Annotated in this window: 8 protein-coding genes; 1 reads left to right on the top strand and 7 read right to left on the bottom strand. The window is 65.7% G+C overall.

Annotated features, from left to right (window positions below; translation table 11 throughout):
- Positions 1 to 7: 7 nt before the first annotated feature.
- The 7 genes from NQV17_RS32200 to NQV17_RS32235 all read right to left on the bottom strand — a co-directional run bounded on the left by NQV17_RS32200 (position 8) and on the right by NQV17_RS32235 (position 9,829).
- Positions 8 to 496 carry a Biofilm PGA synthesis auxiliary protein PgaD gene (locus NQV17_RS32200; protein WP_257775360.1) on the bottom strand — a complete coding sequence of 163 codons (489 nt, stop codon included), beginning with the start codon at positions 494 to 496 and terminating at the stop codon, positions 8 to 10.
- Entirely contained in the window at positions 474 to 1,745 is a 1,272-nt protein-coding gene (pgaC, locus tag NQV17_RS32205) for a poly-beta-1,6-N-acetyl-D-glucosamine synthase (protein ID WP_257775361.1), read from the bottom strand. The genes NQV17_RS32200 and pgaC overlap by 23 nt, the downstream gene beginning before the upstream one ends.
- Positions 1,742 to 3,835 carry a poly-beta-1,6-N-acetyl-D-glucosamine N-deacetylase PgaB gene (gene pgaB, locus NQV17_RS32210; RefSeq protein WP_257775362.1) on the bottom strand — a complete coding sequence of 698 codons (2,094 nt, stop codon included), beginning with the start codon at positions 3,833 to 3,835 and terminating at the stop codon, positions 1,742 to 1,744. The genes pgaC and pgaB overlap by 4 nt, the downstream gene beginning before the upstream one ends.
- A gap of 15 nt (positions 3,836 to 3,850) precedes the next feature.
- Complete coding sequence (gene pgaA / locus NQV17_RS32215) at positions 3,851 to 6,781, bottom strand: poly-beta-1,6 N-acetyl-D-glucosamine export porin PgaA (RefSeq protein ID WP_374692780.1); 2,931 nt, start codon at positions 6,779 to 6,781, stop codon at positions 3,851 to 3,853.
- A 104-nt stretch (positions 6,782 to 6,885) separates the two neighbouring features.
- Positions 6,886 to 7,647 (bottom strand): hypothetical protein, encoded by a 762-nt coding sequence (locus NQV17_RS32225; protein WP_257775365.1) that lies wholly within the window; start codon positions 7,645 to 7,647, stop codon positions 6,886 to 6,888.
- Between the two features lie 72 nt (positions 7,648 to 7,719).
- Positions 7,720 to 8,148, bottom strand: coding sequence for a hypothetical protein (locus NQV17_RS32230; protein WP_257775366.1), 429 nt, complete (start codon positions 8,146 to 8,148; stop codon positions 7,720 to 7,722).
- Positions 8,149 to 8,836: 688 nt separating this feature from the next.
- Entirely contained in the window at positions 8,837 to 9,829 is a 993-nt protein-coding gene (locus NQV17_RS32235; protein ID WP_257775367.1) for a LysR substrate-binding domain-containing protein, read from the bottom strand.
- Between the two features lie 738 nt (positions 9,830 to 10,567).
- Between NQV17_RS32235 and NQV17_RS32240 the strand changes: the two genes are divergently transcribed.
- The coding region (locus NQV17_RS32240; protein ID WP_308237542.1) for a circularly permuted type 2 ATP-grasp protein at positions 10,568 to 10,912 on the top strand (345 nt) is incomplete at its 3' end.

The following is a 10,912-nucleotide window of genomic DNA, read 5'->3' on the forward strand; positions in this document are numbered from 1 at the left end:
CGGTGACCTATTCGCGGGGCTGCGGTCCCGCATGCGCGATCCATTCGATGCCCGAGATCGAGCCGTTCGCATCGTGCGACGCGACGAGAATGCGCGTCGTGCGCCGCGCGCCGCGCCGGCGGGCGCCCGCGAGCGCGGTCGGCGGCACCGAGCGCATCTTCACGCTGGCCGAGCGCCGCAGCATCTTCGACACGCGCAACCGGTACGCGAGCGGATGCACGACGCGTCCCGCGATCAGCCACGTGACGATCGTGCCGGCGATCAGCGCGATGCTCGTCACGTAGAACACGATCTGCTCGATCGGCATCTCGGCCTCGTTGAACGGCAGCAGGTAGCGGTACGTGTAGATGCAGATCGATGCCCATACGCCACCGACCAGCGCGGGCCGCACGAGGCGGAACCATGCGACGAGCACGGGCCCGACGATGACGCCGCGCTCGGCGATCATTTCGCGCGGCGCGCGCAGGGAAAGGTCAATAATCGGCGCGTTCTTCATGTTGAATGCCTCGGTCGGGACTGACCCAGACGGCGCGCTTGCCGCGGCCCCGCAGTACGACGGCGGGCAGGGCGACGACGGTGGTGATCATGCTGATCAGCCAGAACGCGACGGGGTACCAGACGGTGTCAAGGAAATACATCAGGAGTTGTTCGTCGTAGCGACGATCGATCATGCTGCCGATGATCAGCTGCAGGATGCAGGTTGCGACCAGCAGCATCCCGTGCCAGTGCGGCACCACGGACACATGCCAGTCGGGCGGAAGCGGGTAGATGACATCGACGAGCGCGAGCAGCAGGATGAACGACATCGAATAGGCCCACGTGATGCCGATCAGGTACTCGACGAACAGCGGCCACATCATCATCTGGGTCGGCCGCGCGAGCGTGCCCGCGTACTTGATCAGCACCTGGATGCCGCCTTTCGCCCAGCGCAATCGCTGCCGGTAGAGGCCCTTCAGCGTCTCGGGCATCAGGATCCAGCTGAGCGCGTGCGGCTCGTACACGACGCGCCAGTCGCGGCACTGCAGCTTCCAGCTGATGTCGATGTCCTCGGTCAGCATGTCCGAGCTCCAGTAGCCGACGTCGGCGAGCGCGGTCTTGCGGAACATCGTGATCACGCCCGACACCGTGAAGATGCGGCCGTACACTTGCTGCGTGCGCTTGATCAGGCCGACGATCGACGAGAATTCGCCGACCTGCATGCGTCCCAGCAGCGACGTGCGCGTGCGGATGCGCGGGTTGCCGGTGACTGCGCCGACGCCCGGGTCGGTCAGGAAGTGCTCGAGCATCCAGCCGATCGCGTCGTGCGCGAGCAGCGCATCGCCGTCGATGCAGAGCAGGTATTCCGCGTTCGATACGGCCGCCGCGGTGGTGAGCCCGACCGCCTTGCCTTCGTTGCGCGCGTGATGGATGACGAGCAGCCGCGGGATCTCGACGGCCAGCTCGTTGAGGATGTCGCCCGTGCGGTCCCGGCTGCCGTCGTTGACCGCGATGATGTCGTAGTTCGGGTAGTCCATCGCGTTGAGGTGGCGGATCACGCTGCGCGCGTTGGCGGCCTCGTTGAAGCACGGCACGACGATCGAGATCTTCGGGATGCCGCTCGCGGCGATCGTGCGCGTCGACAGCTTGCGTCCCTCCTCGAGCAGGAAGTAATGGACGACGCCACCGATCATCCACAGATACGACATGAAGAACGGATAGTAGAAGACGAAGTCCTGCAGGCGCTGGATGATGCCGTGGGTGGTCATGGCGTCTTGGTCCCCTGTGCATGCTGCATCTGCATCAGCGCGTTGATGGAGGTCGGATCGAGGCGTGACTTCAGCGACATCACGTCGCGCATCGCGTCGAGTTCCGGCTGGCCGTTCAGGAAGTTGTCCGGGTAGTAGCCGAAATTCACGGCACCCTCGCTGCGCAGTCGTCGCATCTGCGCAAGCAGCGTGCCGGCCGGCACCTGCTTCTGCGTGCGCCAGTCGTACGACTGCAGTTCGAACACGGTGCGCTGCAGCCCGCGCTGCTTGGCGCGGACGGCCCGCACGAGCTGGTCCAGCCAGCCTTCGGGATCCTTCGCCTGCTCCATGTACGGCATCGCCATCAGCGCGACGTAGTCGTAAGTGGCGAGGAAATCGTCGTAGTTCTGCGCGTACCACGCTTCCGATTCGGGCTTGAGCACCGGCAGCGCGTAGATGTTGCGCGCGGTCAGCACGTCGCCCGCGTTCTGATGGGCCAGCACGATCTGTTCGAGCTGGCGGGTCAGGTCGATCAGGTAGCGCGACTTCTGGCGCGTCCAGCGTTTCAACAGGTCGGGGTTGTCGCGGATCTTGCCGACGTCGGCCGGCAGCCCCCACTGCGAATAGGTGCGCAGCGCATGCCGGCCCGCATCCTCGTAGTCGTCGAGCACGGCGTCGTCGCCGAACAGGATGCCGCTGAACGACGCGTGCTTGCTGAGATCCTCGTAGATCTGCTGGATCATCAGCCGCGCCTCCGGATCGAACGGGCTCAGCCGGAACACGCGCGTGCCGTTCTCGCGGGCCGGCGCGCCGCCGAAGGCGCTGACGGCCTCGAGCCCGCGCTGCTTGTCCGGCGGCGGCCGGAACGCGAGCACCGGCATCCACGCGTACACCTGCACGTTGGAGCGCGTGTTGAGCTGCCACGCGGCGCGCGAGAACAGGTCGGCGCGCATCGGCAGGTGCCGGTTCGGGAAATACACCGCTTCGGCCACGCCCGTGCCTTTCGGATCGGCATACGCCTGCAGGTACACCGATTTCGGCTGCATCCGGTAGATGCGTTCGATCAGCTTGCCGAGATTCGCTTCCTGCCGCGCGGGATCCGGATCGTAGACCTGGTCGAGATCGACCTGCACGGTGCGCTCGGGCACGTCGACGTCGCCGCGGTTGGAGGCCGGCTCGCGCATCGAGCGTTCGAACCCGCCGATGTCGACGTCGTACATCATCAGGATCCGTCTCAGCCGGTCCAGCGGCACGTCCGGCGTATTCGGGCCGGCATCGAGGCTGAACTGGATGTCCATGCCGAGCGACGTCGATATCTGGCGCACGGGCTGGTTTTCCGCGCCGTATGGCCACACCATCGAGCGTGCGACGATGCCCGTGTGTTCGCGGATCTGGCGCACGCACGTCTGCAGGTCGTCGTGCACGCGTGCGTGGAATTCTGCGTCGGTTTCATAGCGTTTCTGGTCTTGCAGGTAGAGGTGCGACGTAGTCGCCGGCAACTCGTTGCCTTGCGGATTCGCGATCGCGCCGTGATGGAGGTTGTGGGTATGGCAGCCGAGCTCGACGAGGTCCGACTGGCCGAGCTTCTTCACCTCGTCCCACGACAGGAAGTAGTCGCGCGGCACCCGGACCTTGTCGCTGATGCGGATCGGCGTATCCGGCGGTGCATCGATCCACGCGGTGACGATGCCCATCACGGCCGGATACTTGAAGCGCTCGAGCAGCGGCAGCACTTTCGTGTAGTGGCTGCGAAAGCCGTCGTCGAACGTGAGCAGCACGGAGCGCGGCGGCAGCGGCTTGCCGCCGTGCCGGGACGCCTCGATCTGCTTGACCGTGATGGTGTGGTAATTGTTGGTCTGCAGCCACGAGAAGATCGCGGTCAGCGTGCCGGTATCGACCGCGAACGGGTCGACCAGCGCCGACGGGGACTTGAACGACTGCATCAGGTTGTCGCGCACGTCATGCAGGCAGATGACGCGAAACGTCTTGCCGTCGGCCGGATCGGATGGCGGCAGCAGGTCGATCATCTTGGCGTTCGTCACGCCCGGGAACAGCGAACAGGCGGTGAACGTGCCGAGGCATCCGCACATGAAGGTCCGTCTGGTTTGCATTGCGCGATCTCCTTGCTAGAACGGCAGGTTGAGCGACAGGAAGCCGGTTTCGGAGCGCTCGCGCTGGCCGTCGTACGCGTGGCTGCTGACCTCGACGCCATAGCTCAGCGTGATGTCGTGCTTGAACGTCCACGCGTGCTCGAGACGCGCGCTCCACAGCGGGCTGCTGCCGAAGCCGCGCTCGTTGTACACGCCGCCCGACGCCGAGACGCGCTGCTGCAGCGACATGTCGCCCTTCTTCCACAGCGTCAGCTGGTGCATGACGGTCGCCGCGGCCGCATAGTCGCGGCGCGGACTGAAGTAGGGCGCGTCGTTGCGCGTGTTGCTGTCGGTGCCGAGATCCAGCGAGACGTTGACGAGCTGCCTGGCGGACGTGTACACACGCTGCGTGGCGGTTGCCGTGATTTCCTGGTGCAGGTTCGAATCGCTGTAGCGGCTCACGCCGTAGCTCAGCTTGACCTCGCGGCGGTCGTTCTGGCGATACACGACCGACGCGTTCGCGGAGCGGCCCCAGATATGCGCGGCATACGCCTTCCACGGCAGCGAGTTGTCGTTGCTGTCGAGGCCGGCGCTGACCGTCCAGTAGTCGTTCAGCGCGTACGCGATCGACCCGCGGCCGCCGGTTCGGCCGTCCCCGCCGAAGGAGCGCGTAACTTCGCCCAGCACGGTGAGCGGCCCGTGCCGGTAGTCGCCGCCGACGCCCGTGCGCGTGCGGCTGACGCTGCCGGAATCGGTTTGCGCATGGCCGAAGAACGTATGCGAGAAGACGCGCCAGTTGTCTCCGAATGGTTGCGAATACACGTAGCTGTCCGATGTGAAGCTGTTGTCGGCCAGCGCGCTGTTGCCGTGCTCGAAGCTCAGGTCGGTCGTGAACACGGGGCTGCGGTATGCCTTGTAGTCGCGCTTGAAGATGCGCACGGCGCCGCTGTCCGGGAACGTGTTGTCGAGGGTCTGCTCGACGTTCTTCGCGGTTGCGTAGTCGTCTGCCGTCAGCGCCGCGCGGCCGAGGCCGGCGAGCATCTCGACGCTGTCCGGGTGGTCGGTCAGCGAGGCGCGATACATCGCGATCGCCTGGCGGGGATGCGACTGGCCGGATACCGCGTCGGCGTGCGCGGCACGGATCTCCGCGTTGAACGGCACCTCCTTCTCGAGCTGTTCCAGCGCGGCGATCCCCTCGTCGGTGTGACCCGTGAAGATCAGGTATTGCGCGCGCAGCCGGTAGTAGCGCAGATAGTCGCTTTCTTCCGGACCGACGTTGCGCACTTCGTTGACGGGCGGCAGGGACTTGCCCATGTCGTCGAGCACCTGCTTCGCGTCCGCCGCGCGTGCCTGGTCGACATACGACCAGAACAGCCCTTCGCGAAGTTCGATCGGACGCGTGCGTGCGCCGTACTGGAAGCCGCGGGTCGCACGGTCCGTAGGCGACGCGGTCGCCTGGTTCAGCGCACGCTGGTACACGCCGTTCGCCTTGCCCGGTTCGCTCAGGTACAGGTAGGCGTCGCCGACCGCCGCCAGCGCGTCGATCGAGATCTCCGCATTGGACGGGATTGTCTCGAACGTCTCGACGGCCGGCTTCATGTCGCCGCGTGCCGCGAGGGCGACCGTGCGGTCGCCCGCGAGCGCCGTCCTGACCGGCGCATAGTCGGGTGTGGCCGGCATCCGCTTGTCGAGGTCGTCGGCCGCGCGCAGCGCGTTGTCGATCCCGTCGAAGCGGTCCGGACTCGTCATCGAGCGCGACTTGTCGCGTCCGCCGCGCACCTGCTGGCGTATCGACAGTTCTTCCAGTTGCGCGATGTCGACGGCCGAGAACGCATCGGGCCGTGCCTTCGCTTCCTCGAGCGCCTGGATCGCGCCGCCGCTCGCCGCGAGGCCGAACACGTCGTTGCGCACGGTCGCGACATCGGCGGTACGGAGATTCGGTATCTGGGCATTCGGTGTCTGGACGTCGGGGCCTTGCGATCGCTGGATCGATTCGCCGGGTAGCTGGGCGCCGGGCGTCTGCGAATTCGGTGCCTGCGAGGACGGCGGCTGAGCGCCGGGCGTCTGGGTCACCGGCGCAGGCGAGGTCGGCATGGGGGTGCCGGATGCCTGCGCGGTTTGCGTCGGTGTCGTCGCTGTCGTCGGGGCGTTCGGCGATGGGGCGGCTGCGGCCGGCGCGGGCTGGGTCGGCGCGTCCGATGCGTGCGCGGCTGGTGCCGATGTATTCGGCGGCGCGGCGTCGGGTGCCTGGGCAAGCGGCATTGAAGCATCAGACGATTGCGCGGCCGACGCTGATGTATTCGGCGGCGCGCTGTCGGGCGCTTGGGCAAGCGGGATGGAAGCGTCCGGCGATTGCGCGGGTGGAGCCGATGTATTCGACGGCGCGGTGTCGGGCGCCTGGGCAAGCGGGATTGAAGTATCCGACGATTGCGCGGCTGGAGCCGATGTATTCGGCGGCGCGGTGTCGGGTGCCTGGGCAAGCTGGATTGAAGCGTCCGACGATTGCGCGGCTGGAGCCGATGTGTTCGGCGGCGCGGTGTCGGGTGCCTGGGCAAGCTGGATTGAAGCGTCCGACGATCGCGCGTCCGGCGCCGGTTCACTCGGCTGCGCCGCGTCCGGCTCCACCACGACCGTGGTCGGCATCGCCTGCGGCTGCGGGTTCGACGCCTGCGCGATCTGCATCGACGCATCCGATGCCTGCGCGATCGGCGTCGGCGCATGCGGGGGCAGGGTGTCCGAACCCTGCGCGAGCCACATCGACGCCCCCGTCGGCTGCATGCCGGGCGGCAGCGCATCCGGCGCGCCGTGGGTGCCTGCGACTTCCCTCGCGCTGCCCGGTTCCGCGTCGCCTTCGGCGGCAAGACAGGAGCCGGACGCGATGAGCAGCAACAGCAAGGGCGCATGCAGGAGGATCCGCCGGTTGGGCGGAGCGACGGTGGTGCATTGTTGTTGACGATTGTTAGCCACGATGTCTCCTCACTCTGAAACGATCACATCGGTTGCACGCCCGACGATGCGCGTCGCCGGTCGTCGTGCTGCCGGGCAGTGAGGCCCGGCAGCGTCCGGCCGCTTCACAGGCGGTTGCGGATCGCTTGTCCAAGCAGTGCGCGCGATTCGCTGTTCTTCGGGTCGATGGCGAGAGCCCGGCTCGCGTTCTGCTCGACGCAGATCCATTCGTCGATCCGTGCGCACCAGCGCGCCCTGGCGAGGGCGCGGGCGCCTTCCATCTCGTCGCGCGTGACGCTGGTGGTCTCCATGTGCGTCGTGTCGGCGATATCCGATTGCGGTTGCCGTTTCGGCGTGGGATCGGTGTGTTGTCTCGCGCGTGCCAGCGCCTGCGAACGCGACGTCCGGTGCGTGTCAGCGGGGCGTGCCGCGCGAGCGCCGGCCGATGCGGCGTGTGCGCTGGCCGCGAGCGTCGTGGTCGGCACATGCGCGGGGCGCGTGTGTTTCGCGGCGGAGCGGGCGGTCGGTGGTGGCGGCACGGCCGGAGCGGTCGCGGCCGACCCGGCAGGCATTGCCGACGCAAACGGCGTACCCGGTACGGAAGGCGTGACCGGCTCGGCCTGCGCGGCCGTCGACGCCGCGCGGGAGGCGTCGGCCGTCGCGGCCACGATGGCCTGGCGATACTTCCCGACGGTGGTGCCGATCAAGCCGGCGATGTCGTGCGTCACGGTTGCATGGCTGCCCCCCACCACGTCCCGCTCGAGGTACGCGAATGCGCCGAAGATCGCGGCAAATGCGACGATGCTGAGCGCCGCATTCTTTCCCGGTCCCCAGGAAGGCTTCGGCTGACGGACGGGCGCGCCGTCCGGTCGCTCTGCACGAGTCATTCGATTCTCCTGTCGATGGATTGCAGTACAAGACGCGGGTGCGCGCCCTCGGCGCGCGGATCCGACTGTCGTTCACCACCGCAACTGCGTGGTGAGTGCGCCGGTTTCGACGACCGCGAACTGGGTGGCTCCCTGATAAGTGCCTTCGACCCGGTAACTTGCTTCGGGCACGCTGAACAGACAGCGCGAACCCGTCGCGTTGAATTCGACGAGGACACGTCCGTGCCGTCGCAGTCGCACCTGTACGTTCGACAGCGGTTGCCCGGTGGTGCCTGATACGAACGACACGCCGAGGTTGTACGGACGGCCATCGGGGGGCAGCGGCGCGGTACCGTCGATGCGCGCGTCGCCGCAGATGTACGAAATCATGTATCGGCCGTCGCCGGCATCGGACGCCGCTGGCGGGGCTTGGGTTTGAGTCTGGGCCACGGCATTGATGCAGAGTGCGAATACGGCAATGCCGACAAGCGGGCGAGCATGCTGTTCAAACGAGGAAGACATTGCAACCTCCATCCGAAATCGCTGGCAACGCATTTATTCCGATTTGAAAATTAGCGACGCTATTTCGTTTTGCGACAACGCTATTGATACACGATGGGTTTCGAACAAACAATCGTGTGTGGCCCGGATGGGACAAGCTTTAAATGTCTTATTTAAATAGGATTGGCAATAATTCGACGAAATGGATCAGTGCTGAACAAAGGCGATATTTCCGAATATGAAGTTTGCTCATCGGTAGCGATGACCATTTCGCAAATTTCCGACGTAAGTGGTACCGACGTTTGTGCCGAAAAGTAACGACTGATAAAAGGAAGACTTGCCTCTTTCATCTAGGCATTACGGTGGTTTTCGGAGGGCAGGTCAGGAGAATGAAAGAGGGGATATGGCTTAATTGGTTGAAAATGCCATTGCATGAAAAGAGAAACTTTTAATTTGTTCTGTAACAGGGTATTTCTGTCTTACGAATCGGGAATTTATTCGGGGTCGATGATTTCGATGTAAATTAAAGCAATTCAGCTCGCAAACGTTTGCTTGCTTTACAGGTTTAATCGAGGTATGGAACGCATATCGAAGACCGAGCAGGATCGGAAAATGCTCTGCGATTGCTCGCGTGAAATACCGGCGCGCCGGGCGGATCGGATCCGCGCGGCGCGCTGGCGAGTCGGGTGACGAGGGACGGTGAAGGGCGCTACCGGCTGCCGCCGGCGCTGCGGCGCGCGATGCGCACGGCCGGCGCGATCGACTCCTCGGTCGCGCGCGCGCCGTCGGCCGTGCGCGGCCGGTTCATGATGTAGGTCCACAGCTGTTCGGCCGCGAGCCCGCGCTTGCGCGCGGACCGGTACAGGCGGATCTCGAGTTCGGTGATCCAGTCCGCCGAGCCCGCGCGGACGAGCGAGCCCTCCGCGAGTTCCTTCGCCACGCAGCTTTCGGGCAGCCAGCCGATCCCGTGCCCGGCCACGACCATCCCCTTCAGCGCCTCGGACATGTGCGTCTCGAAGCATCGGTGCAGCGCGTACGGTTCGGCCGCGTTCAGCAGCAGCATCTCGACCACGTTCCCGAGGAACGCGCCCGACGAATACGCGAGCAGCGGCAGCGGCGCGTCCGGCGTGCCCGGCAGTTCGAATACCGGTTTGCCGCGCGCGTCGGGCGTCGACACCGGCAGGATCCGTTCGACGCCGAGCGTGACGAACGGGAAGTGGTTCGGATCGAGCACGATCGGCAGTTGCGGATGGTGATAGCCGAGCAGCAGGTCGCATTCACCTTCGACGAGCTGCTGCACGCCTTCAGGCACGTTCACCGCGTTGACGCGTGCGGTCACGTGGCCGACTTCGCCGTTCAGCTGCTTGAGCCATTCGGGGAACAGCGTGAACACGAGCGTATGCGCGACCGCGAAGCGCACCACCTGGTCGCTTGCCGCGAACTGGTCATAGCCGTTCACGAGGTTGCGTGCCGCATACATGCTGCGCAGGATGTCCGCGGCCAGCCCGCGGAACATCTGTCCGGCCGGCGTCAGCGCGATCGGGTTGATGCTGCGGTCGACCAGCTTCGCGTCCATCCACGTTTCGAGCGCGGCGATGCGTCGGCTGAACGCCGACTGCGTGAGGTGCCGATGACGCGCGGCCCGGGAAAAGCTCTTGGTATCCGCAAGGCTCAGGAAATCTTCCAGCCACTTTGCTTCCATGTTGATCTTCGCTGTTTATAGTCGGCGCCGGGAGGAGCGGCACCATTTCACTGAACCGGTTTGGTAGCGTACCGCGCCTCGCGCATGGGGGCCGATGTTTTTTTTCGATCGGTGTCAGTCGAAATATGCATGGGCGTTGTCGGCGGGATTACGGCTGCATAAGTTCGAGGTGCCGGACCCGGCTAACCGGTTAGTTCACCGCGTCGAACTGCCCGACCTGCCGCAGACGGTACTTCCCCCAGGGCCGGCCTCGTGCCGGCCCGCCTTTCCGCCATTCCGCCCGGTTAACCGAAGGATGCGGCGCCATTCCCGTCCGCGGTGCAGGACGGGCCGCCGCGACGGGCTGCTGCCGCCGCGTCGCGGTTCGCTGCGATGCGGCAAGACCGGCCGAGGAGGTGGCGGGACGCGGTCGAGTGCACGGCGGCGGGAAGCCGTGCCGGTACGGGCTCGGAGCTGCTGTCGGCGGGCAGCGCGGCAACGGGCAGGCGTGCGGGCAGGGGAAGTATTGGTGCAGTGCAGCTTGCACAGTCGTGACACGCAGGGGAACTATGTTTCACAGACGCGGCGCAGCAGCGGCCGTGCACGGGCACGGCACGCCGCTGGCGCGTCTCGCGCCGTGCGTCGCACCATCATGGTGCGGGATGCTGCGGGGGCGTGCCGGCCGCGCGACAAAAAGGGGGACCTGAGGGGTTATCGCAAGGCACGTTCCTTGCAAGGCAGTTAGTACGCCGGTCCGGCATGCGCAATGCCAGGGAAAACGATCGATGGAGAAAAAGATCGATGAAGCCATTCGATGAAATGCTGCAATCCGGCGATATGGTGAGGGCGCCTTACGCGCGCCTCAAGCAGTGGCTCGACACGCAGAACCCTGCAAGCCTCGCCCAGAAGGCCCACGATGCGGAAGGCGTGTTCCGCAGGACGGGCATCACGTTCGCCGTGTACGGCGACGCGCAGGCCGCCGAGCGCCTGATTCCATTCGACATCGTGCCGCGGATCATCTCGGGCGCGGAATGGAGCCGGCTGTCGCTCGGCATCGAGCAGCGCGTGATGGCGCTCAACGCGTTCCTCGACGACATCTACCAT

It is taken from the genome of Burkholderia sp. SCN-KJ (genome assembly GCF_024656005.1).
Lineage (GTDB): Bacteria > Pseudomonadota > Gammaproteobacteria > Burkholderiales > Burkholderiaceae > Burkholderia.

Coding starts and splice junctions, on each gene's coding strand:
- NQV17_RS32225 (WP_257775365.1), bottom strand. CDS start 7,647: ATGACTCGTGCAGAGCGACCGGACGGCGCGCCCGTCCGTCAGCCGAAG.
- NQV17_RS32200 (WP_257775360.1), bottom strand. CDS start 496: ATGAAGAACGCGCCGATTATTGACCTTTCCCTGCGCGCGCCGCGCGAA.
- NQV17_RS32235 (WP_257775367.1), bottom strand. CDS start 9,829: ATGGAAGCAAAGTGGCTGGAAGATTTCCTGAGCCTTGCGGATACCAAG.
- pgaB (WP_257775362.1), bottom strand. CDS start 3,835: ATGCAAACCAGACGGACCTTCATGTGCGGATGCCTCGGCACGTTCACC.
- pgaC (WP_257775361.1), bottom strand. CDS start 1,745: ATGACCACCCACGGCATCATCCAGCGCCTGCAGGACTTCGTCTTCTAC.
- NQV17_RS32230 (WP_257775366.1), bottom strand. CDS start 8,148: ATGTCTTCCTCGTTTGAACAGCATGCTCGCCCGCTTGTCGGCATTGCC.